Origin of the sequence: Streptomyces apricus, from assembly GCF_008369065.1 — a bacterium.
Classification (GTDB): domain Bacteria; phylum Actinomycetota; class Actinomycetes; order Streptomycetales; family Streptomycetaceae; genus Streptomyces; species Streptomyces apricus.
Window position 1 is genome coordinate 632,410 of sequence record NZ_VDFC01000047.1, and the last position, 21,213, is coordinate 653,622.

At 71.9% G+C, this 21,213-nt stretch carries 19 protein-coding genes, 1 tRNA gene and 2 pseudogenes; 14 read left to right on the plus strand and 8 right to left on the minus strand.

From position 1 onward, the window contains the following. A pseudogene (locus FGF04_RS29235) lies at window positions 1-1,361 on the minus strand (SUKH-4 family immunity protein); the annotation flags it as partial. 7 nt (window positions 1,362-1,368) lie between these two features. Further along, window positions 1,369-2,364, minus strand: a complete 996-nt coding sequence (locus FGF04_RS29240; protein WP_149514294.1) for an SMI1/KNR4 family protein — start codon at window positions 2,362-2,364, stop codon at window positions 1,369-1,371. Window positions 2,365-2,610: 246 nt separating this feature from the next. Between FGF04_RS29240 and FGF04_RS29245 the strand changes: the two genes are divergently transcribed. Both FGF04_RS29245 and FGF04_RS29250 read left to right on the plus strand, forming a co-directional pair. Further along, window positions 2,611-3,114: a YwqJ-related putative deaminase gene (locus FGF04_RS29245; RefSeq protein ID WP_149514295.1), complete on the plus strand. Its 504-nt coding sequence runs from the start codon at window positions 2,611-2,613 to the stop codon at window positions 3,112-3,114. Window positions 3,115-3,211: 97 nt separating this feature from the next. Next, window positions 3,212-3,715, plus strand: coding sequence for an SUKH-3 domain-containing protein (locus tag FGF04_RS29250; RefSeq protein ID WP_149514296.1), 504 nt, complete (start codon window positions 3,212-3,214; stop codon window positions 3,713-3,715). Between the two features lie 116 nt (window positions 3,716-3,831). Here FGF04_RS29250 and FGF04_RS29255 read toward each other — a convergent pair whose 3' ends face one another. Next, entirely contained in the window at window positions 3,832-5,175 is a 1,344-nt protein-coding gene (locus tag FGF04_RS29255; protein ID WP_149514297.1) for a sensor histidine kinase, read from the minus strand. A 166-nt stretch (window positions 5,176-5,341) separates the two neighbouring features. Here FGF04_RS29255 and FGF04_RS29260 point away from each other — a divergent pair, with 166 nt between their 5' ends. The 7 genes from FGF04_RS29260 (at window position 5,342) to FGF04_RS29290 (ending at window position 11,088) form a co-directional block, all read left to right on the plus strand. Further along, window positions 5,342-6,217 (plus strand): hypothetical protein, encoded by an 876-nt coding sequence (locus tag FGF04_RS29260; protein WP_149514438.1) that lies wholly within the window; start codon window positions 5,342-5,344, stop codon window positions 6,215-6,217. A gap of 11 nt (window positions 6,218-6,228) precedes the next feature. After that, window positions 6,229-6,302, plus strand: a tRNA-Gln gene (locus tag FGF04_RS29265). A 108-nt stretch (window positions 6,303-6,410) separates the two neighbouring features. Continuing rightward, complete coding sequence (glmU, locus tag FGF04_RS29270) at window positions 6,411-7,895, plus strand: bifunctional UDP-N-acetylglucosamine diphosphorylase/glucosamine-1-phosphate N-acetyltransferase GlmU (RefSeq protein WP_149514298.1); 1,485 nt, start codon at window positions 6,411-6,413, stop codon at window positions 7,893-7,895. 141 nt (window positions 7,896-8,036) lie between these two features. Then, window positions 8,037-9,014 (plus strand): ribose-phosphate diphosphokinase, encoded by a 978-nt coding sequence (locus FGF04_RS29275; protein WP_149514299.1) that lies wholly within the window; start codon window positions 8,037-8,039, stop codon window positions 9,012-9,014. Window positions 9,015-9,218: 204 nt separating this feature from the next. Then, window positions 9,219-9,803, plus strand: a complete 585-nt coding sequence (locus tag FGF04_RS29280) for a 50S ribosomal protein L25/general stress protein Ctc (RefSeq protein WP_149514300.1) — start codon at window positions 9,219-9,221, stop codon at window positions 9,801-9,803. Between the two features lie 100 nt (window positions 9,804-9,903). After that, window positions 9,904-10,515, plus strand: coding sequence for an aminoacyl-tRNA hydrolase (gene pth / locus FGF04_RS29285; RefSeq protein ID WP_149514301.1), 612 nt, complete (start codon window positions 9,904-9,906; stop codon window positions 10,513-10,515). Between the two features lie 75 nt (window positions 10,516-10,590). Continuing rightward, window positions 10,591-11,088 (plus strand): hypothetical protein, encoded by a 498-nt coding sequence (locus tag FGF04_RS29290; protein WP_149514302.1) that lies wholly within the window; start codon window positions 10,591-10,593, stop codon window positions 11,086-11,088. 58 nt (window positions 11,089-11,146) lie between these two features. Here the strand turns inward: FGF04_RS29290 and ppc are convergent. Next, window positions 11,147-13,875 (minus strand): annotated as a pseudogene (gene ppc, locus FGF04_RS29295) (phosphoenolpyruvate carboxylase). A gap of 297 nt (window positions 13,876-14,172) precedes the next feature. Between ppc and FGF04_RS29300 the strand changes: the two are divergent. Together FGF04_RS29300 and FGF04_RS29305 are read left to right on the plus strand one after the other, a co-directional pair. Next, window positions 14,173-15,186, plus strand: coding sequence for an acyl-CoA desaturase (locus FGF04_RS29300; RefSeq protein ID WP_149514303.1), 1,014 nt, complete (start codon window positions 14,173-14,175; stop codon window positions 15,184-15,186). Continuing rightward, complete coding sequence (locus FGF04_RS29305) at window positions 15,183-15,854, plus strand: TetR/AcrR family transcriptional regulator (RefSeq protein ID WP_149514304.1); 672 nt, start codon at window positions 15,183-15,185, stop codon at window positions 15,852-15,854. Before FGF04_RS29300 ends, FGF04_RS29305 begins: the two co-directional genes overlap by 4 nt. Here FGF04_RS29305 and FGF04_RS29310 read toward each other — a convergent pair. Next, window positions 15,851-16,732, minus strand: a complete 882-nt coding sequence (locus FGF04_RS29310) for an alpha/beta fold hydrolase (RefSeq protein ID WP_149514305.1) — start codon at window positions 16,730-16,732, stop codon at window positions 15,851-15,853. The two genes, FGF04_RS29305 and FGF04_RS29310, sit on opposite strands and share 4 nt — an antisense overlap. A 112-nt stretch (window positions 16,733-16,844) precedes the next feature. Here FGF04_RS29310 and FGF04_RS29315 point away from each other — a divergent pair, with 112 nt between their 5' ends. Next, on the plus strand, window positions 16,845-17,357 hold the full coding sequence (locus FGF04_RS29315; protein WP_235882549.1) for a CGNR zinc finger domain-containing protein: 513 nt from the start codon (window positions 16,845-16,847) through the stop codon (window positions 17,355-17,357). A 12-nt stretch (window positions 17,358-17,369) separates the two neighbouring features. On the opposite strand, the gene FGF04_RS29320 is transcribed toward FGF04_RS29315, so the two are convergent. Beyond that, entirely contained in the window at window positions 17,370-18,188 is an 819-nt protein-coding gene (locus tag FGF04_RS29320) for a trans-aconitate 2-methyltransferase (protein WP_149514306.1), read from the minus strand. 119 nt (window positions 18,189-18,307) lie between these two features. Between FGF04_RS29320 and FGF04_RS29325 the strand changes: the two genes are divergently transcribed. Beyond that, window positions 18,308-18,805, plus strand: coding sequence for a MarR family winged helix-turn-helix transcriptional regulator (locus FGF04_RS29325; protein ID WP_149514307.1), 498 nt, complete (start codon window positions 18,308-18,310; stop codon window positions 18,803-18,805). Here the strand turns inward: FGF04_RS29325 and FGF04_RS29330 are convergent. Further along, window positions 18,764-19,531 (minus strand): LuxR C-terminal-related transcriptional regulator, encoded by a 768-nt coding sequence (locus FGF04_RS29330; RefSeq protein ID WP_149514308.1) that lies wholly within the window; start codon window positions 19,529-19,531, stop codon window positions 18,764-18,766. The two genes, FGF04_RS29325 and FGF04_RS29330, sit on opposite strands and share 42 nt — an antisense overlap. Window positions 19,532-19,789: 258 nt before the next feature. On the opposite strand from FGF04_RS29330, the gene FGF04_RS29335 reads away from it, so the two are divergent. Beyond that, window positions 19,790-20,245: a GNAT family N-acetyltransferase gene (locus FGF04_RS29335; RefSeq protein ID WP_149514309.1), complete on the plus strand. Its 456-nt coding sequence runs from the start codon at window positions 19,790-19,792 to the stop codon at window positions 20,243-20,245. Window positions 20,246-20,260: 15 nt separating this feature from the next. Here the strand turns inward: FGF04_RS29335 and FGF04_RS29340 are convergent, their stop codons facing one another. Beyond that, a complete protein-coding gene (locus FGF04_RS29340; protein WP_149514310.1) occupies window positions 20,261-21,127 on the minus strand; it encodes a GNAT family N-acetyltransferase in 867 nt (288 codons plus the stop codon). Window positions 21,128-21,213 lie beyond the last annotated feature (86 nt).

A 21,213-nucleotide genomic window follows, 5' to 3' on the forward strand; every position in this document is an offset into this window, starting at 1 on the left:
CCCTCGGGCCCGTCCGAGCCGAGCTGCGAGACGAGCTGCGTCGGCACGTACCCGCCGGCCGGGGCGCCCGGCGCACCGGGCCCGGACGCGGGCGGCGGACCGCCCGGCCGCACACCCGGCGTACCGGGCGCCCCGGGGGGCGGCGGCGTACCGGGCGCGCCCGCACCGCGCGCGCCGCGCGGCGGAGCCTGCGCCTTGCTGGTCGCGGCGTCCGCGATGTCACCGGCGTCGGGCGGCAGCGGCCGGCCCGGCGCACTCGGCGCGGGCGGCGTCTGCGGCGCGACGGGGGCGGGAGCGGGCGGCTGCTGCGGCGCACCCTGCGGACCGCCGTACGGGGGCGCGCCCGGAGGCGGCGTCCCGGGCCCGGCACCCGCACCGGGCGCCGGCGCCCCCTGCGGGGCGGTGCTCTGCGGAGGGGTGCCCTGCGGGAAGGCGGGCGACTGCGGCGTGTCCAGCGCGGGCGCGACCGCCGTCTGCGGGAGCCGGCTGCCGCCCGAGATCAGCTTGGTCCTGGCCTCGGGCGCCGTCCCCGGCGCGGGCGGCGCGCCCTCGTCCCCGACATCGCGGATCTGCGGCGCGTACACCGTCACGGGCAGCGGCACCGAACGGTCCTCGCCCGGCTCGGCGTTGGTGTCGGTACCCGCCCACGGCGTCGCGTCCGCGGGCGGCGCACCACCGGACGGGTCCCCGCCGGCCGCGGGCCACGCCGTACCCGCGCCCCGAGCGGCGGGCGCCCCCGCACCGGACGGCGCGGACGGACCGACACCGGGACCCGGCAGCGTCTCGGGCAGCGGACCGCCCGCACCCCCCGGCCCGGCGGGAGCCGCGTCCGCCACCGGCACCGCGTCGGCGGGCTCGACCGCGGGCTCCCCCGGCACGGCGTCGGCCGGAGCGGCCGCACCCGCGGAGGGAACCGCGTCGCCCACCGCGGCGCCGGGACGGGCCCCGGCCGCCGCACCGCCGGACGTACGGTCCCGGTGGTCCGGGATCCCCATCCGGTCCGCCGCCTCCTGCAGCCACTCCGGCGGAGTCAGCAGGAACGACGTCTGGTTCAGGTCCACCCGGGCGGGCGGCGCCGGCGCCGCGTCGGGCGCCTGCGCCGACAGCCCGTACTCCTCCTCGTACCGGCGGATCACCTCACCCACCGGCAGCGCGGGCCACAGCGTGGCCTCCCCGCTGTCCCGCGCGATCACCAGCCGCTGGGCACCGCCGTCGGAACGCGGACCCTCGGCCCGGTCCTCCGCCCACACCACGAACCCGAGGTCGAACTCCCGCACCCGCACCTCACGGTGCTGGTAGCCGGGGACGTCCCCGTTGATCCACTCTTCCGCGCGCTCCTGCGCCTGCGCGAAGGTCACCATCGGACGCTCACTCCCCCACCGAAGACACGGCGGACACCGGCACGGCGTGCGCGAAGCCGCCGTCCACCATCAGGTTCGCCACCGTCTCCAGCTCGGGCGGATTGCCCGCGAGCCGGGACAGGAACTGGTCGAAGTCGTCACCGCAGGGCAGCAGCAGCCGCTGCACGCGCTCCGCCGGCGCCCACGCGTCCTGGTCCCGCGCGTCGTCGTACGCGCAGAACCACACCGAGCCGATCCGGTCGCCCTTCACCTTCACCGCCAGCAGCCCGCCCTGCACGAAGGCGACCCCCAGGTAGTCCTTGGTGAGGTGGTCCCGCAGGCACTTGTTCACGTACACGAGGTCGTTGACCGCCGCCTCGTCCCGCACCGTGAAGAACGGCTGGTCGACCAGCAGCCCCAACTCGGCGTCCAGTGCCGCCCCCACCGGGGCGCACCCGCCCGCCGCCTTCAGGAAGGAACGGTACGCCCCGGGCAGCCGGTACCCGAGGTCCTCCTCGACGCCCAGCACCTGCTGCTCGGTCACCGCGACCGCCGCCTTCGGCAGCCCGAAGTGCGCGGGCCGGGTCTCCTGCAGCGGCCGGGTGCCCCGCTTGTCCTGGTCGACGGCCGCGGTCGCCAGCCCACCGTGGTGGCGCAGCAGCGCCTTCACCTCGACCGGCACCAGCTCCAGCCGGCGCGTGCGCGGCACGTGGTGCCAGGTCCAGCCGTGCGGCGTCGCCACCGCCGGGACCGTGTCCCACAACGCGTGCCCGGACGCCGCCAGGGCGGCGTTCGCCGACACGTAGTCCGTCAGCCGCAGCTCGTCCACCCCGAACCCCTCGGGCGGCTCGGCGATCTCGGCGGCCGCCCGCGCGTACGACGAGAAGTCCGGGTAACCCGCCTCGTCGACACGTACCCCTCCCGGGTGACGTGCCGCCCGGACCGGATCCGGGAAGTGCACGACCTGCCCGGTGTAGGCCGCGTTCGGCGGCGCGGCCTGTTGCCCGAGCCGACCTGTCGTCATGACGGTTGCCCCCTGCGGCGTTCTGAAGGATCGCGGATGCCGACAGCCTATGCGGTGGAGCGACACCGGTCACCGGGCCTCCGGCCCCCACCGGCCAAGGCCCCTCCACTTCCGTGACCTGCCGTCATCGAGCCGTGACCGTGAGACGAAGACCTCGCGTGTCGCACCGCCCCAGCTACCGCACGCGGCACGGAGTTTGGCACTCTGTCGGAGCACCGGGGGATGCAGTATGGGGAGGAACAGGACATGAGCGTGACGCAGACGGACACCTCAGGGGATCCGCGGGTCGGCTGGAGCAGCTCCGAGCTGCCCGCCGCCCCCGTCCTCCTGCACCGGCGCGACGGCATACTGCCCACCATCGCCGCCGCCCTCTCCGTCCGCGGCACCACCCTCACCGGCACCGCGGGCCGCGGCGACCAACCACCGCCCCTGCACCCCCTCGTACAGGACTTCCTGGACACCCTCACGAGCGGACAGCGCGACCGGTTCACCGGCCGCTGCGCCGAGGCCATCCTCATCTCCCGCCACCTCACCGCCGCCGACGCCGCCCGCTCCAAGCGCGCCGCCCGCAAGCCCATGACCAACGGCGAGGCCCGCAAGTCCCTCAAGCAGGCCAAACTCACCGCCCGCCGCATCCGCGAGGACGGCGACCCGCTGCACGGCAGCTACGCGCCGCCCTGCCGCTCCTGCACGGCGCTCAGCGCCCACTTCGGCGTACGCGTCGTCGACCCGACCGCACAGGAGGACTGAACCGGGGCCTCCCGCCGCACGAGGGCGCGACCGGCGCCACTCGAAGAAGTCCGCCGCCGGCACCACGGCGGCGGCCCACAACGATCGCGAAGGGCCGATGCACACCGACCGCACCGCCGCCACCTCCACCMCCCGCTTCTCCGTGCCGGTCGACGCGGCGCTGCGCTCCGCCGGCTGGCGGCCCGGCCGCTGGGACATAAGGCAGGCCGAGTTCTGGGCCGACACCCTGCGCGACCACGAGTCCGCGGGCGGACACCGCCACGCCGTCTTCCCGGCCGCGGTGGAGGCGTGGGCGGAGTTCGGCGGGCTCCGCGTCACCACCATCGAGTCCGGCCGGCAGATCGCCCCCTCGCCCCTGCACCTGGACCCCCTGCACGGGCTGCACATGGCCCGCACCCTCGCCGACCTCGGCAGGGCCCTGGACACCGAGGTCGCCCCCCTCGGCGAGGAGACCGACAGCAAGGCCCTGCTGGCCATCGACGCGGAGGGCCGCGTCTACATGCTGGACCACACCGGCGACTGGTACCTCGGCGCCGACGTCGACCAGGCCCTGACCACCCTCGTCGCGGGCCGGGAACCGGTACGCCTGACGGCGGGCTGAGCGGGCACGGGCGGTTGGGCCGGCACGGGCACGGCAGGCACGGACGTGGGCGCGGCGAGCACCGCCGCGCGACGGCCCGCCCCGACCGGTCGCCCCTGACCAGTCACCCCGGCCGGTCAGCCCCCGGCCGGGATGACCGCCGACACCCGGAACCCGCCCGCGTCCGTCGGCCCGGACACGAACACCCCGCCGAGACCGACGACCCGCTCCTTCATCCCCACCAGCCCGTTCCCCCCACTGGGCAGCCGGGCGTCGGACGCGGCCCCCGGCTCGGGCGGCGGCCCGTTCTCCACCTGCATCGCTATCTCCGCCCCCCGATGGGCCAGCCGCACCCGCGTCTTCGCCCCCGCCGCATGCTTGTGGACGTTGGTCAACGCCTCCTGCACCACCCGGTAGGCGGTCTGCTCCACCGTCGCCGCGTACACCCGCGCCTTCCCCTCCACCGAGAGGTCGACGACCATCCCCGCGGCCGCGGACTGCCCCACCAGCTCCTCCAGGTCGTCGAGGCAGGGCCCCTCCCCCGACTCCTCCTCAGCCTCCCGCGACGCGGCCGCCGCGGCGGCCGCCGCGGCCCCCACCGCCGCCAGCGGCACCGCCTGCACCGGCGCGGACGAGTACACCGACCCCGGCACCGCCCCGTCGGTCCTGCGCAGCACACCCAGCATCTCGCGCAGCTCGGTCAGGGCCTGACGGCCCATGTCCCCCACCAGCGAGGCGTTCTTCACGGCCTTCTCGGGATCCTTGCGGGCCACCGCCTGCAACGCCGCCGCGTGCACCACCATCAGACTCACCCGGTGCGCGACCACGTCGTGCATCTCACGGGCGATCCGGGTCCGCTCCTCGTTGCGCGCCCACTCCGCCCGCTCCTCGGCACGCTCCGCCAGCAGCTGCAGCTCCCGCTCCAGCGAGTCCGCCCGCTCCCGCAGGCTCTCCATCAGCCGGCGCCGGGCACCCACGTACAGACCGAGGAGCACCGGCGGCGCCGTCATCCCCAGCGAGGTGGTGATCGACACGAAGGGCACGAACCAGTCCCCCAGCGGCGCCACGTCGCCCCGCACCATCCCCTGGTGCGCACGCACGTAGGTGACGATGAGCATCCCCACCATCGACATGCCCGCGAGCGCCCCGATGATCCGCCGGGGCAGCTCCGACGCCGCCAGCGTGTACAGCCCGACGAGCCCCATCAGGAACCCCATCTGGGCGGGCGTGATGGCGATCGACACCAGGACGACGGCGATCGGCCACCGCCGCCGGAACAGCAGCACGGAGCCGGCGACCGCCCCGAACAGCATCCCCACGGGCACCGGCACACCGGCCGCGTCCGCGAACGGGAACCCCTCCGTCGCACATTCCACCGACGACACCAGCGCGAGACTCCCGTCGAGCACCGCACTGCGCCACCTCGCCCACCACCAGGGCCCGGTCAGGGCCGCGGTGTGGTCTTCCCCCGTCGTGGTCATGCCTCCAGCCTACGATTGCCCCCCGCCCCGTTTCCGGTGAGTTTCCCGGACCGGTCCACACCACTCGCCGCAATCGAACAGAAGCGAAACGGCCCGCTATCCCTCGAACTGCTGAATCGCTGCCCGTTCGACCCCGGAAGCCCGTATTCCGCCGGACGGTATGCCCATGGAACATTCACGGGGCAAGTACGCGGACTTCGAAGGACTACGGGAGCAGGCGCTCGCCCTGCGCCGGACCGGCCTCAGCCGCCGCCAGATCCGCGACCGGCTGCAGATCCACAACAACGACCTCCTCAACCGCCTTCTGGAGGGCGAACCGCCCCCGGACTGGACGAAACGCCCACGCGCGAAGGACGACCTCCGGGCGCGCGCCCGGGAGCTGCGCCTCCAGGGCTGGACGTACGACCGCATCCAGGCCGAACTGGGCTGCTCAAAGGGCTCGATCTCACTGTGGGTGAGGGACCTGCCGAAGCCGGAACGACCCAAGCGGACCCGGGAGGAGGCTTCGGCGATCGCCAAGCGCGGCTGGGAGGTCACGATGCGGCTGCGCGAGGAGGAGCGCGACCGGGTCAGGACAGCTGCCGCCGACGGCGTCGGCCGCATGTCCGACCGCGAGCTGTTCCTGGTCGGCGTCGCCCTTTACTGGGCGGAGGGCTCCAAGAGCAAGCCCCACAACCCTCAGGAGCGGGTCACGCTCATCAATAGCGACCCCCGCGTGATCGAGGTCTTCATGGCGTGGCTTCGGCTGGTAGGCGTGACCGCCGACCAGATGCGATTCCACGTCCACATCCACGAAACGGGCGATGTGGAAGGCGCCGAGCGCTTCTGGGCCGACCTCGTCGGTGCCGACGCGGCGGCGTTCGGCAAGACCACGCTGAAGAAGCACAACCCCAGGACCAACCGGAAGAACACCGGCGAGGACTACCGGGGCTGCCTCGTGGTTCGCGTTTCCAAGAGCGCCGACTTGTACCGTCGCATCGAAGGGTCCTGGTACGGCATAGTGTTGTCCGCGCGCGAGGCCGATCACGAAAATCGGACATAAGGCGCCGACCATCCCGGGTCGTCTAAAGGCAGGACAAACGGTTTTGGTCCGTTGAATGAGGGTTCGATTCCTTCCCCGGGAGCCACCCAGGTCCGGGCCCCGACAGCACTGTCGGGGCCCGCTCCCATGTCGTCCCCGAAACGCCCCGGTATCCTGCGGATGTCCCAGACACCAGAAGCCGAAGGGCATATCCGTGAGCGCCAACCTTCCCCAAGCTCTCGGCTCCGGAGCAGGGGAGACCCCACCCGCAGCCGTCGTCGTTCTCGCAGCGGGTGAGGGCACCCGTATGAAATCGGCCACACCCAAGGTCCTGCACGAGCTCTGCGGCCGTTCCCTCGTCGGTCATGTGCTCGCCGCCTCCGGCGAGTTGGCCCCCGAGAACCTGGTCGTCGTCGTGGGCCACGCCCGGGAGCAGGTCACCGCGCACCTCGCCGAGACCGCGCCGGGTGTGCGGACCGCCGTGCAGGCCGAGCAGAACGGCACGGGGCACGCCGTGCGGATGGGCCTGGAGGAGCTGGGCGGGGTCGTGGACGGCACGGTGGTGGTCGTCTGCGGCGACACCCCGCTGCTGACCGGTGCGACCCTGCGCAAGCTGGCCGCGACGCACACCGGCGACGGCAACGCGGTCACGGTGCTGACCGCCGAGGTGCCGGACGCGACCGGATACGGCCGGATCGTGCGCGACGGCGCCTCGGGGGCGGTGACGGCGATCGTGGAGCACAAGGACGCCTCGGACTCCCAGCGTGCGATCCGTGAGATCAACTCGGGTGTCTTCGCGTTCGACGGGCAGCTGCTCGCGGACGCGCTCGGCAAGGTGCGCACGGACAACAGTCAGGGTGAGGAGTACCTGACGGACGTGCTGGGCATCCTGCGGGAGGCCGGGCACCGGGTGGGTGCCGCGGTGGCGGACGACCACCGTGAGATCGCCGGCATCAACAACCGGGTGCAGTTGTCGGAGGCGCGCCGCATCCTCAACGACCGTCTGCTGCGGGAGGCGATGCTGGCGGGTGTGACCGTGGTCGACCCGGCGTCGACGTGGGTCGATGTGACGGTGACGTTCGAGCGGGACGCGATCGTGCATCCGGGCACCCAGCTCCAGGGTGCGACCCATCTGGCCGAGGGTGCCGAGGTCGGCCCGCACACCCGTCTGAACGACACCAGGGTGGGTGCGGGCGCGCGGGTGGACAACACGGTCGCGAACGGCGCGGAGATCGGTCCCGAGGCGAACGTGGGCCCGTATGCGTACCTGCGTCCCGGTACCCGGCTCGGGCTGCGGTCGAAGGTGGGTACGTACGTGGAGACGAAGAACTCCACGATCGGTGAGGGGACGAAGGTTCCCCATCTGTCGTACGTGGGGGACGCGACGATCGGCGAGTACTCGAACATCGGGGCGGCGAGCGTGTTCGTCAACTACGACGGTGAGGCCAAGCACCACACGACGGTGGGGTCGCACTGCAAGACGGGTTCGGACAACATGTTTGTGGCTCCTGTCACGATCGGGGACGGCGCGTACACCGCCGCGGGGTCCGTGATCACGAAGGATGTGCCGCCCGGTTCGCTGGCCGTGGCCCGTGGCCAGCAAAGGAATATCGAGGGTTGGGTGGCCCGTAAGCGTCCGGGGAGTGCCGCCGCGAAGGCCGCGGAGGCGACGATCCGGGAGTCCGGTGGCGAAAGCTGACCGGAAAGGGTCGGGTCGGACTCGGCGTACCGTGGTAGTCGCACACCCGCACATCCAGCCGAGACGGGCCTCTGGAGCACGAGAGCGCACTTGAGAGCATCTCTGGACATCCGGCTGAGACACCTCTGAGGAGACAGTGCTGTGACCGGGATCAAGACGACCGGCGAGAAGAAGATGATGTTCTTCTCCGGCCGCGCCCACCCCGAGCTTGCCGAGGAGGTCGCCCACGAGCTGGGTGTCGGGGTCGTCCCGACGAAGGCCTTCGACTTCGCGAACGGTGAGATCTACGTCCGTTACGAGGAGTCGGCCCGTGGCGCCGACTGCTTCCTGATCCAGAGCCACACGGCTCCGATCAACAAGTGGATCATGGAGCAGTTGATCATGATCGATGCTCTGAAGCGGGCTTCGGCCCGGAGCATCACGGTGATCATGCCGTTCTACGGTTACGCCCGGCAGGACAAGAAGCACCGGGGGCGTGAACCGATCTCGGCGCGTCTGGTGGCGGACATGCTGAAGACGGCGGGTGCGGACCGCCTGCTGACGGTGGATCTGCACACGGACCAGATCCAGGGGTTCTTCGACGGCCCGGTGGACCACCTGTTCGCGCTGCCGCTGCTGGCGGACTACGTGGGTCACAAGGTGGACCGTTCGAAGCTGACGGTGGTGTCTCCGGACGCCGGCCGGGTGCGGGTGGCGGACCGCTGGTGCGACCGTCTGGGTGCGCCGCTGGCGATCGTGCACAAGCGGCGTGACAAGGACGTCGCGAACCAGGTGACGGTGCACGAGGTGGTGGGTGATGTCGAGGGCCGGGTCTGTGTCCTGGTCGACGACATGATCGACACGGGTGGCACGATCTGCGCCGCGGCGGACGCGTTGTTCGCGCACGGCGCCGAGGACGTCATCGTGACGGCGACGCACGGGGTGCTGTCGGGTCCGGCGGCGGACCGTCTGATGTCTTCGAAGGTGAGCGAGTTCGTGTTCACGGACACCCTGCCGACGCCGGGTGAGCTGGAGCTGGACAAGATCACGGTGCTGTCGATCGCGCCGACGATCGCGAACGCGGTCCGTGAGGTCTTCCAGGACGGTTCGGTGACGAGCCTCTTCGACGAGCAGGCGTAGTAGGTCTGCAGGCACCGCTGAGGTAGATCGATTTCTTGTACGGCCTCCCCGCCGCGTAAGCTGTGACAGTTGCTCGGCGAGGGAGGCCGTACTTTTCTGTACGGCGGTCCGTTATCGACGCGCTCTTCGTAGCAGGCCGATGGTTCGGCCGGGTGACTTCCTTCCCTGGCCCTTGAGGCTTTCCGTGTACTACGAGGAGTGACCATGTCCGAGGTCAAGCTCGCCGCCGAGTCCCGCACCGAGTTCGGCAAGGGTGCCGCGCGCCGCATCCGCCGTGAGAACAAGGTTCCCGCCGTCGTGTACGGCCACGGTGGCGACCCGGTCCACATCACGCTGCCGGGCCACGAGCTGCAGCTCGCCCTGCGTACCCCGAACGTCCTGCTGACGCTGGACATCGACGGCAAGTCGCAGCTGGCGATCCCGAAGGCCGTCCAGCGTGACGCGATCAAGGGTTTCCTGGAGCACGTCGACCTGCTGCTGGTGAAGAGCGGCGAGAAGGTCAACGTCGAGGTCTACGTGCACACCGAGGGTGAGCTGGCCCCGGGCGCGTACCTGCTGGAGCACGTGCTGAGCACGCTCACGGTCGAGGCCGAGGCGACGCACATCCCCGAGTCGGTCACCGTCTCGATCGAGGGCCTTGAGGCCGGTGCCTCCATCCTCGCCAAGGACATCCCGCTGCCCAAGGGCACGACGCTGGCGATCGACGAGGACGCGGTCGTGCTGCAGGTCCTGGCCGCGCAGGCGGAGGAGACCACGGACGAGGCGTCCGACGAGTCCGCCGAGGCCTGATCCCGTCCGGGACTCATCGTTGACCGGCCGCCGCTCCCCTGGGGGCGGCGGCCGGTGCCGTATCCGCCGAACCGAATCAGCAGCAGCCTGTCCCGGACCCATGGGAGTGACGGACGTGACCACGGAACCAAACGCCCCCTGGCTGATCGTGGGGCTCGGCAATCCCGGCCCCGAGTACGCCATGAACCGCCACAACGTGGGGTTCATGGTGGCCGATCTGCTCGCGGGGCGGATGGGGGCGAAGTTCAAGCGGGCCGGGAAGGCGCAGGCGCAGGTGGTGGAGGGGCGGATCGGTCCGCCGGGGCCGCTGAGCCGGCGGGTGGTCCTGGCGAAGCCGATGTCGTACATGAATCTGTCGGGTGGTCCGGTGACGGCTCTGCGGGACTTCTACAAGGTGCCGACGGCGCATGTGGTGGCGGTGCACGACGAGCTGGACATCGACTACGGGGTGCTGCGGCTGAAGCTGGGGGGCGGCGACAACGGTCACAACGGCCTGAAGTCGATGACGAAGGCGATGGGTGCGGAGTACCACCGGGTGCGGTTCGGGATCGGCCGGCCGCCGGGGCGTATGCAGGTGGCCGATTTCGTGCTGAAGGACTTCGGGTCGGCGGAGCGCAAGGAGCTGGACTACTTCGTGGACCGGGCGGCGGACGCGGTGGAGTGCCTGGTGGCGGAGGGTCTGGAGCGGGCGCAGTCGGCGTACAACTCCTGACATCTGGGGAGGTGTCGCCCTGCCGGGGTGGTCCGGAGTTGACCGACCGCAGGGGCATGGCCAAGGATCGCGGCCATGCCCGCCCATGCTCATGCCCGTGCCTCCCGCCGGAGGGCGGTCGCGGCGCTGCGGTTCGGGCGGCTGGCCGTGATGGGCGCGGTCGCGGTGCTGATCCTGGTGGCGGGTGTCCGGGCCTCGTGGGGCACCGCTCAGCACGTGATGCTGACCAAGGGCCGTGAGCGCGGCACGATGACGGTCGCCGAGTGTTCCGAGGAGCGCTGTTCGGGTCCGTACCGGCCGGTGTCGGTGGGTTCCACGGCGCGGGGGCGGGTGGTCCTCGACGGCGCGGTGGCCGTGGAGGAGGGCCGTACGTACACGGTGGTGGTGAAGCCGGGCACCGACGAGGTGGTGCGTGCGGGTGCCGGTGGTCTGCTCTACGCGTGGGTGCCGCTGGGCGGCGCCCTGCTGCTCGCCTCGGTGGTGGTGGCGGGTGGTCTGGGCCGGAGCCGGCTGGGGTGGGCGCTGGGCGGCGCGGGTCTGGCGCTGGTGACGGCGGCGTTCCTGGCGCTGTGACGTACGAAGGGCGTCAGGGGTGACCCTGACGCCCTTCTTTCCGTGGTGTGGTGCCGGCTCAGCCGGTGTTGCGCAGGCCCGCGGCCACGCCGTTGACGGTCAGGAGCAGTGCGCGTGCCAGCAGCGGGTCGGGGTCGGCGCCGGCCGCGACGGCGTCGCGCTGGCGCTTGAGGAGGGCCACCTGGAGGTAGGAGATCGGGTCCAGGTAGGCGTCGCGGATGGTGAAGGTCTGCTTCAGCACGGGCTGGGCGTCCAGGAGTTCCTGTTCGCCGGTGATGCGCAGCACCTCGCGCACGGTCAGTTCGTGTTCGGCCTCGATGGTGGCGAAGACGTGCCGGAGTTCCTCGGGGACGAGGGTCTCGACGTAGTGGCGGGCGATCCTGAGGTCGGTCTTGGCGAGCGTCATCTCGACGTTGGAGACGAAGTTGCGGAAGAAGTGCCACTGTTCGTGCATCTCGTCCAGGACGCTGTCGAGGCCGGCTTCGCGCAGGGCCTTGAGGCCGGAGCCGACGCCGAACCAGCCGGGGACGATCTGCCGGGACTGGGTCCAGCCGAACACCCAGGGGATGGCGCGCAGGCCGTCGAGGGAGACGCCGGAGCCGGGGCGGCGGGAGGGCCGTGAGCCCAGGTGCAGGTCGGCGAGCTGGTCGACCGGGGTGGAGGCGAGGAAGTAGGTCGGCAGGTCCGGGTCCTCGACCAGCCGGCGGTAGGCGGCGTGGGCGGCCTCGGAGACGACGTCCATGGCGGCGTCCCAGCGGGCGAGCGCTTCGTCGGACTGGCGCGGGGAGGTGTGCAGCGCGGACGCCTGGAGGGTGGCCGCGACGGTCAGTTCGAGGTTCTCGCGGGCCAGTGAGGGGACGAGGTACTTGTCGGAGATGACCTCGCCCTGTTCGGTGACCTTGATCTCGCCTTCCAGGGTGCCCCAGGGCTGGGCGAGGATCGCGTCGTGCGAGGGGCCGCCGCCGCGGCCGACGGTGCCGCCGCGGCCGTGGAAGAGGCGCAGGCGTACGCCGTAGCGGTGGGCGACGTCGCGCAGCCGGCGCTGGGCGCGGTGGATCTCCCACTGGGAGGTGGTGATGCCGCCGAACTTGGAGGAGTCGGAGTAGCCGAGCATGACTTCCTGGACGTCGCCCCGCAGCGCGACGAGGCGCCGGTAGGACGGGTCGGAGAGCATGTCCTCCAGGATGGTGTCGGCGGCCTTGAGCTCGTCGGTGGTCTCCAGGAGCGGCACGATGCCGATCTTCGCCCAGCCGGCGTGCAGGTCGAGCAGGCCTGCCTCGCGGGCGAGTACGGCGGCGGCGAAGACGTCGTCGGCGCCCTGGCACATCGAGATGATGTACGACTCGATGACTTCGGGGCCGAAGACCTGGAGGGCCTTCTTGACGGTCTCGAAGACGCCGAGGGTCTTGGCGCCGGCGGCGTCCAGCGGGGCGGGGGTGGGGGGGGCCGGCGGGAGCGCAGTTCCTTGGCGAGGAGCTTGTGCCGGTACTCGCGCGGCATGTCCTCGTAGCGCCAGGACTCCTCGCCGAGGCGGTCGAAGAGCTGTCCGAGCGCGTGGTGGTGGGCGTCGGCGTGTTCGCGTACGTCCATGGTGGCGAGCTGCAGGCCGAAGGCGGCGAGGGTGCGGATCGTGCGGTTCATGCGGCCGTCGGCGAACAGCGCGCCGCGGTGTTCGCGCAGCGAGGTCTGGATGAGGGTGAGGTCCTGCAGCAGTTCGGCGGTGCCGAGGTAGTCGCGGCCGTCCTCGTGGGCGGTGCCGCGGGCCAGGCGCAGCTTGGTGTTCTCCAGCTTCTGGCGGATGCAGGTGGCCTTGAGGCGGTAGGGCTCCTCGGCGTTGAGGCGCTTGTAGCGGGGGCTGATCTCGGGCAGCCGCTCCAGGTCGTGCCGCAGGGAGGCGAGGAGTTCCTCGGTGGCTCCGGTGTAGCGGATGGAGTTGGAGAGGAAGCCGCGCAGTTCGTCGATCAGTTCGAGCGCGTCGTTGATGCCGTGTTCGTGCTGGAGGATCAGGACGTCCCAGGTGACCTGGGGGGTGACGTTCGGGTTGCCGTCGCGGTCGCCGCCGATCCAGGTGCCGAAGGTGAGGGGGCGGGTGTCGTCGGGGAGGCGGACGCCGACGCGTTCCAGTTCGGCGGTGAGGTCCTCCAGGACGTCGCCGACGGCGCCGGCGTGGAGTTCGTCGAGGTAGTAGATGGCGTTGCGGGCCTCGTCGGCCGGTTCGGGGCGTACGACGCGCAGTTCGTCGGTCTGCCAGACCAGGTCGATGTTCTCGGCCAGACGGGTGTCGTAGCGGCGCCGGTCGGCTTCGATGACCGGGGTCTCCAGCAGGGCGGCGATGCGGCGCAGCTTGTTCAGGACGGAGCGTCTGGCCGCTTCGGTGGGGTGCGCGGTGAAGACGGGGCGGACGTTGAGGTTCCCGACGGTCTCGCGCAGGTGTTCGGGGTCGGCGTCCTTGAGGCGGTCGGCCGTCCGGGCGAGGAGGCCGCCCTCGGCGGCGCGGCGGGCGCGCAGTTCGCGGCCGCGGTGCACCTGTTCGGTGACGTTGGCGAGGTGGAAGTAGGTGGAGAAGGCGCGGACCAGCTTGGCCGCGGTCTCCAGTTCGGTGCCGCGCAACAGCTCGGCGGCGGCCTCGCCGTCCTCCCGGGTGAGGTGGCGGACCTTCTCGACCAGTTCGAGGAGTTCGGGTCCCTCCTGCCGTACGAGGGTCTCGCCCAGCAGGTCGCCGAGGCGGCGGATGTCGGTGCGCAACTCACTGCCGGTTGTCGTCGTCCGGTCGTCGGCACTGCTCACAGGTGCGGCTCCTTGCAGTGTTGAAGCTCGTCTGGAGGGGAACCCGTCAGCCCGAGGCGGCACGTGCCGCGTCAGCGGCTGGGCATCCGGGAATGAAACAGAGCGGACCGCGCTGTCCGACCGAGACCAAGGATAGGTGTCCATCCGGACGCGCAGTCTCTGGGGCTCTTGCCCCGGGGAAAMGCGCTGCCATACTTACGACGCCGTAGGTTACGCATCCGTAGGTGCTGTTTCCGGCTATCCGCGAGCGTGCTTACCGGCCACCCTCACCCTCCTCGACCCCCCAGGGGACGCCCCATGCCCACAGGTTCCGACGTGATCGACGACGCCCCGAAGGCGCGCGACAACGACTCCCCCCTCCCCTCCGCCACGCTGGGCGGTGAGCGCAAGCGTTCGATCGAGCAGCTCACGCTCCTCCTCTTCATCACGGTGCCCTTCCTGGCGGTCCTGGCGGCGGTTCCGCTGGCCTGGGGCTGGGGCGTGAGCTGGCTGGACCTCGGTCTGCTGGCGTTCTTCTACTTCCTGGGCTGCCACGGGATCACGATCGGTTTCCACCGGTACTTCACGCACGGTTCGTTCAAGGCGAAGCGTCCGCTGCGGATCGCGCTGGCCATCGCCGGGTCCATGGCGGTCGAGGGTCCGCTGGTGCGCTGGGTGGCGGACCACCGCAAGCACCACAAGTTCTCCGACGCCGAGGGCGATCCCCACTCGCCGTGGCGTTTCGGCGAGACGGTGCCGGCCCTGATGAAGGGCCTGTGGTGGGCGCACATCGGATGGATGTTCGACGAGGAGCAGACGCCGCAGGAGAAGTACGCGCCGGACCTGATCAAGGACGGGGCGCTGCGTGCGATCTCCCGCCAGTTCCTGCTGTGGGCGGGGCTGTCCATCGCGCTGCCCGCGGTGATCGGCGGTCTGGTGACGATGTCCTGGTGGGGCGCGTTCACGGGCTTCTTCTGGGGTTCGCTGGTGCGGGTGGCGCTGCTGCACCACGTGACCTGGTCGATCAACTCGATCTGCCACGCGGTGGGCAAGCGGCCCTTCAAGTCGCGCGACCGCTCGGGCAACGTGTGGTGGCTGGCGGTGCTGTCGTGCGGCGAGTCGTGGCACAACCTGCACCACGCGGAGCCGACGTCGGCGCGCCACGGTGTGGAGCGCGGCCAGGTGGACTCCTCGGCGCGGCTGATCCGCTGGTTCGAGCGGTTCGGCTGGGCCTACGACGTGCGCTGGCCGTCACGCTCGCGTATCGATTCGCGCCGCAACCCGGACGGGAAGGGCGCCCGGCGCAAGGCGGAGACCGCCGAGGCGGCATGATTGACGGCGTGGCCGACTCCAGCGCACCCAGCAATGAAAAGCCGCGGCGCGTCCGCCGCACCCGGATGACCGGTGCGGAGCGGCGGGCCCAGTTGCTGGAGATCGGCCGCACGCTCTTCGCCCAGAAGGGTTTCGAGGCGACGTCGGTGGAGGAGATCGCGGCGAAGGCCGGTGTCTCCAAGCCGGTCGTCTACGAGCACTTCGGCGGCAAGGAGGGGCTGTACGCGGTGGTGGTGGACCGTGAGATGCGCCGGCTCCTCGACGGGGTGACGAGTTCGCTGACGGCCGGGCACCCGCGAGAGCTGTGCGAGCAGGCGGCGTTCGCGCTCCTGGACTACATCGAGGAGTACACGGACGGGTTCCGCATCCTGGTCCGCGACTCCCCGATCCCCCAGTCGACGGGCAGCTTCGCGTCCCTCATCTCGGACATCGCCACCCAGGTGGAGGACATCCTGGGCCGCGAGTTCAAGCGCCGCGGCTTCGATCCGAAACTGGCTCCCCTGTACGCCCAGGCCCTGGTCGGCATGGTCGCGCTGACCGGCCAGTGGTGGCTGGACGTGCGCCGCCCCAAGAAGGCGGAGGTGGCCGCCCACCTGGTGAACCTGGCCTGGCACGGCCTGGACGGCCTGGAGGCGAAGCCGCGGCTGATAGGGCGCCGCAAGAACTAGCTCTTCGCGGGTACGGCGCCACCGGTCAGGAAGCCGCGGATGTATCCGGCGACGGTGTCCAGGTGGCTTTCGAGCAGGAAGTGGCCGCCGCCGGGGACCAGGTGGATCTGCGCGTCCGGCAGGTCCCGGGCGAAGGCCCGCGCCCCGTCGGGGCCGAAGATCTCGTCGCCCGCGCCCCAGACGGCCAGGAGCGGGACCTGGCGTTCCCGGAACCAGGCGTGCAGCCGGGGGTAGAAGGGCGGGTTGCTCGCGTAGTCGCCGAACAGCGCCAGCTGTACGAGGTCGTTGCCCGGCCGGCTGACCTCGCGGTGGTCGGCGGCCCAGGTGTCGGGGTCGACCAGTTCGGGCCGGTCCACGCCGTGCAGGTACTGCCAGCGGATGGCGTCCAGGGAGAGCGCGGCCCGCACGGCGGGTTCGGTCTGCGGGCCGGGGTTCGCCCAGTACGCGCGGACGGGCTCCCAGAATTCCGGGGCGAAGCCCTCCTCGTAGGCGTTGCCGTTCTGCGTGATCACCGCGGTGACGGCGTCGGGGTCGCGCAGGGCCAGCCGCCAGCCGACGGGCGCGCCGTAGTCCTGGACGTACACGGCGTAGCGGCTGACACCGAGCTGTTCCAGGAGGCCCGCGGTGACGTCGGCCAGCGCGTCGAAGGTGTAGGTGAAGGCGTCCGCGGGCGGGGCGTCGGAGTTGCCGAAGCCCAGGTGGTCGGGGGCGATGACGCGGAACCGGTCGGCGAGCGCCGGGATGAGGTGGCGGAACATGCGCGAGCTGGTGGGGAACCCGTGCAGGAGGACGAGCGCGGGCGCTTCGCGGGGCCCCGCCTCGCGGTAGAAGACGCGGTGGCCCCGCACGGTCGCGTACTGGTGGCGGATCTCGACCATGACTAACCCCTTCGAAGGCTTTTGACGGTTACTCCGACGCGTCCAGTAGAGCGCCCATGGAGTAACCTGTCAAACGCCCCGATGGAGTTAGCCGGATGGAGGAGGCGGGCCCGTGCTGGACGACGAAGCCTTGATGCAGGCGCTGAACAGCACCCCGGTCACGGACGGCCGCCCCCGGGACCTGTGGGGCGAGGACCGCGCACTGGACGCGTGGGCGAAGGACCACGGCGGCACGGGCGGCGAGACGGAACGCCGGTGGCTGCGCACGGCCCGCGACGCGCTCCAGGCCCTGGAGTCGCCCACGCCGGACGCAGCGGCGGAGCCCCTGCTGGACGAGCTGCTCGCGGACGTCCGCAAGGTCCCGCGGCCCGGTGCGTCGGGCATCGCGTGGGACCTGCGGGTACCGCTGGAGCGCAGGCTCGCGGTGGAGCTGGTGCTCGCGTGGGCGGACGTGAAGGAGCGCCTGCCGGGCCGCCTGCGGCCGTGCGGGAACCCCGAGTGCCGCCTCTTCCTGCTGGACCGCAGCCGCGCCAACACCGCCCGCTGGTGCTCGATGAAGACCTGCGGAAACCGCCTGAAGGCCCGCCGCCACCAGGCCCGCACCCGCCAGACCCCACAGACGTGAGCCGAGCCTGCCCTACGCGGTCTTGTGGGCGACCGCGAACAGGCGGCGGAACGGGAGGACCGTGCCGTACGGGGACGGGGGGTAGGCCGTGCGGAGCAGGTCGCGGTATGCGGTCGTGAAGGCGTCCCGGGCCTGCGGGTCGTCGGCGAGGGCCGTGAGGACGGGGCGCAGCCCCGTGCCCTTGGACCAGTCGAGGACCGCGTCCTCGCCCTGCAGGACCTGGAGGTACGTCGTCTCCCAGACGTCCGCCGCGCACCCGAGCCGTGCCAGCCGGTCCAGGTAGACATGCGGTTCGTGGACCGAATCCGTGCGGCGCAGCACCCCCTCCAGCCGGTCCTTCCAGCGCACGGAGCCGGCGAGCTCGCGCATCAGGGCGTGCAGGGGCGCGTCGACGGTGTGCGGGACCTGGAAGGCGAAGGTGCCGCCCGGCGCGAGCGCCTCCAGCCAGGACCCGAACGCCTCCAGGTGCCCCGGCACCCACTGGAGGGCCGCGTTCGACACGATCAGGTCGTACGTCTGCCCCGGCACCCAGCCGGTCAGGTCCGCGTGGGCGAAGTCGAGCCGGCCGCCCTGCGCGGTCGGGCCCGCGTACTGATCGGTGCGGGCCAGCATCTCCGGGGAGTTGTCGTATCCCGTGATGTGCGCCGTCGGCCAGCGCTCGGCGAGCTGGACCGTGACGTTGCCGGGCCCGCACCCCAGGTCGGCGATCCGGGCCGGGTCGCGGGGCAGCGCGGGAACGCGGCCGAGCAGCTCGGCGAAGGGGCGGGCGCGGTGCCCGGCGTGGCGCAGGTACTGGCCCGGGTCCCAGGTGGGAGAGGTGGCGGCGGACACGGGAGCCTCCTGTGCGGGTCGGGGCGGACAGGCCTCCACCTTCACACCGCAAGTATCTCGACGTCAAGACACTTCACATCAAGAGACTTCACATCGACACAACCACTACACTGATCGCCATGGAGGACGAGGTCGATCGGCTGGTCGCAGCATGGCGCCGGGAGCGCCCCGACCTCGACGTGGAACCACTTGAGGTGCTCAGCCGCGTGAGCAGGCTCGCCCGGCACCTGGACCGCGCACGCCGGATCGCGTTCGCCGAGCACGCCCTGGAGCCCTGGGAGTTCGACGTGCTCACCTCGCTGAGGCGCGCGGGGGCCCCGTACCAGCTCTCCCCCGGCCAGCTCCTCACCCAGACCCTCGTCACCTCGGGCACGATGACCAACCGCATCGACCGCCTGGCGAAGAAGGGCCTGGTCGAGCGGCTGCCCGACCCCAGCGACCGCCGCGGCGTCCTCGTGCGCCTCACCGGGGAGGGCCGCGACCGCGCGGACCAGGCCCTCGCCGGGCTCCTGGACCAGGAGCGGGCGATCCTCGCGGAGCTCAGCCGGGCCCAGCGCGGCGAACTGGCCGCGCTGCTACGCCAGTTGACCGCCCCGTTCGACAACATCCCCGGTTAGGTCGACCGGCCCCACCCCGGCGCGCCGGGCGAGCGCCACGGCCGCCAGGGTCGAGTGGACGCCCAGCTTCCCCAGCACGTTCTGCATGTGGGTGCGCACCGTGTGCGGGGAGAGGAACAGCCGCTCGGCGACGGCCTTGCGCCCCAGCCCGGCCACCATGCACCGCAGCACCTCGCGCTCGCGCGGCGTGAGCGACTCCACCAGCCGCTCGCTCTCGGTGCGATGCTTGCGGGCCGCGGTCAGCTCCCGCAGCACGCCGGTGAGCAGGGCGGGCGGCAGATGCGTCTCGTCCCGCAGCACCCCGCGGATGACGGTCAGCAGCCGGGACAGCGAGCAGTCCTTGGCGACCCAGCCCGAGGCGCCCGCCTGCAGGGCGAGGGCCGCGCGCCGCGGATCGTCCTTCTCGGCGAGGACCACCGTGCGGACACCGGGCTGGCCCGAGCGGACGCCCGCCACCAGCGAGATGCCGTCCACCAGGCCCTCTTCGTTGTTGTCGTGCACGGGCACGGCCGGCCGGACGCCCGGCACGTTGCCGCCGAGGTCGGCGTCGACGAGCAGCACGTCGAACCTGCGGCCTTCCGCGACCGCCCGCTCCAGGCAGCGCAGCGCGGCCGGGCCGCTGCCCGCCGCGGAGACGTCGACGTCGGGCTCGGCGGCCAGGGCGGCGGCGAGCGACTCGGCGAAGATACGGTGGTCGTCGACGACCAGAACACGGATGCGAACCACTTGAACCCCCACTGGTCGGGGGACGGACCGGCGCAGGTACGGCGCCCGAGGTGATCCCGAGCCCTGGGTCAGCTCGGGAAACGGGATGCCGCAGCCGCACGGCCGCCGCCGTGCTGGAACTGCTACCCCCACTTCGGGCGTCGTACCCGACTGTCTCGCCCCCTGATCGGCACCGGCCCCCACCGGTGCTGCTCATCAGAGTACGGCTGGGCGCCGGGAGCGGAAGGTGATTTGCAGAACTGATTGACCGGCACGTTTATGGTGAGCCGTATGTTTCGTATCGAGACAGAAGTCGACAAAGAACGCAGCCAATTCCTGCGGTCCCGGCTGCGGGAGGCGAACACGGCGGCTTCACCCGTGCTGCGTTCCCTGCGGGGAACCCCTGATGAACGGGAGGTTCCGCTGCAGGTCTGGGCGGTGGCGCAGGACGGCGGGATCGCGGGCGGCCTGGTCGGGCACACCTGGGCGACCTGGCTGCATGTCGCCCATCTGTGGGTCGACGGACGCCACCGCGGCACGGGACTGGGCTCGCACCTGCTCTCCCGGGCGGAACGGCTGGCCGTGTCGTCGCGGGGCTGCCGCTCCGCCCGCCTGGAGACGTGGGACTTCCAGGCCCCCGACTTCTACCGCAAGCAGGGCTACGAGGTGGTGTGCGTGATCCCCGACTACCCGCCGGGGATCACGGAGTACACACTGACGAAGCGGCTGGACTGAGGTCCGGTCGTCCGGTCAGGGGAACCGGTAGCCGGCGAAGTCGGCGATGCGGACGTAGCCGATGCGCTGGTAGAGGGCGTTGCTGGTGGGGTTGCCGGGGTCCGTGAACAGGACGACCTCCATGGCGCCCGCGGCCGCCGCCGCCCGGCTCACCCCGGCCGTCACGGCGGCCGCGTAGCCGTGGCCCCGCAGGCGGGCCGGGGTGTAGACGGGGTCCACCCGGACCACGCCGCCGACGACCGGGGTCGCGGCGGCCATCGAGGCGGGCGTGCCGTCCGGGGTCTCCCAGAACGTGAAGTGCCGGTCGCCGAAACGCGAGTCGTCCCAGGAGCCGGCGTCGATCAGGTCGATGGAGGCCTGCTCCCCGACGTCGACGCAGAACTCACGGCACCAGCGCACGACCTGCTCGCGGTCCCGCGCGTCCGTGGGGCGGGCCCGGCCCGCCGGGTGCGGCCGCGGCGGGGTGAGCGTGCCGAGGCGGTAGAGGTGCGTGCGCCAGAAGGGCACCGGCGCCGCACCCGTGTGCCGCTGCCACGACGCGGCGAAGGCGCCGGCGGTGTCGTGGTCCGCGATGACGGTGGCGGGCGCGTGCCCGAGGCCGGCCAGGTGGGCGGCGAGGGTGTCGGCCTGCCCGGCGGAGAGGGGCGTGAGGCCCAGGCGGCCGCGCGGGGTGAGGTAGCAGACCGCGCGGAGGTCGCTCCCCGACCCGAGCCGGCCGAGGACCGGGGCCGCGGCGTCCTGTCCGGCCGCCCCGCGTATGCGCAGCTTCTCGATGTCCGTCAACGTCATGTTGTGCAGGGCGGGGCGCGAGCGCAGGAAGTCCCCCGCCAGGACGAGGAAGCCGTCGATGTCTTGGGTGAGGTGCCAGTCGTCCGAAAGCATGCGCCATGATCTCCCGACCGCCCCCGGTCCGGGACGCACCTGCGCGACACCTTCCGGCCACGCGCCCTGGCGGCCCCGCGAGGCCG

What these genes read in the sequence shown, in the direction of transcription:
- FGF04_RS29240 (WP_149514294.1), bottom strand. Translation starts at nt 2,364, where the DNA reads ATGACGACAGGTCGGCTCGGGCAACAGGCCGCGCCGCCGAACGCGGCC.
- FGF04_RS29245 (WP_149514295.1), top strand. Translation starts at nt 2,611, where the DNA reads ATGAGCGTGACGCAGACGGACACCTCAGGGGATCCGCGGGTCGGCTGG.
- FGF04_RS29255 (WP_149514297.1), bottom strand. Translation starts at nt 5,175, where the DNA reads ATGACCACGACGGGGGAAGACCACACCGCGGCCCTGACCGGGCCCTGG.
- FGF04_RS29260 (WP_149514438.1), top strand. Translation starts at nt 5,342, where the DNA reads ATGGAACATTCACGGGGCAAGTACGCGGACTTCGAAGGACTACGGGAG.
- FGF04_RS29280 (WP_149514300.1), top strand. Translation starts at nt 9,219, where the DNA reads ATGTCCGAGGTCAAGCTCGCCGCCGAGTCCCGCACCGAGTTCGGCAAG.
- pth (WP_149514301.1), top strand. Translation starts at nt 9,904, where the DNA reads ATGGGAGTGACGGACGTGACCACGGAACCAAACGCCCCCTGGCTGATC.
- FGF04_RS29290 (WP_149514302.1), top strand. Translation starts at nt 10,591, where the DNA reads ATGCCCGCCCATGCTCATGCCCGTGCCTCCCGCCGGAGGGCGGTCGCG.
- FGF04_RS29300 (WP_149514303.1), top strand. Translation starts at nt 14,173, where the DNA reads ATGCCCACAGGTTCCGACGTGATCGACGACGCCCCGAAGGCGCGCGAC.
- FGF04_RS29305 (WP_149514304.1), top strand. Translation starts at nt 15,183, where the DNA reads ATGATTGACGGCGTGGCCGACTCCAGCGCACCCAGCAATGAAAAGCCG.
- FGF04_RS29310 (WP_149514305.1), bottom strand. Translation starts at nt 16,732, where the DNA reads ATGGTCGAGATCCGCCACCAGTACGCGACCGTGCGGGGCCACCGCGTC.
- FGF04_RS29325 (WP_149514307.1), top strand. Translation starts at nt 18,308, where the DNA reads ATGGAGGACGAGGTCGATCGGCTGGTCGCAGCATGGCGCCGGGAGCGC.
- FGF04_RS29335 (WP_149514309.1), top strand. Translation starts at nt 19,790, where the DNA reads ATGGTGAGCCGTATGTTTCGTATCGAGACAGAAGTCGACAAAGAACGC.
- FGF04_RS29340 (WP_149514310.1), bottom strand. Translation starts at nt 21,127, where the DNA reads ATGCTTTCGGACGACTGGCACCTCACCCAAGACATCGACGGCTTCCTC.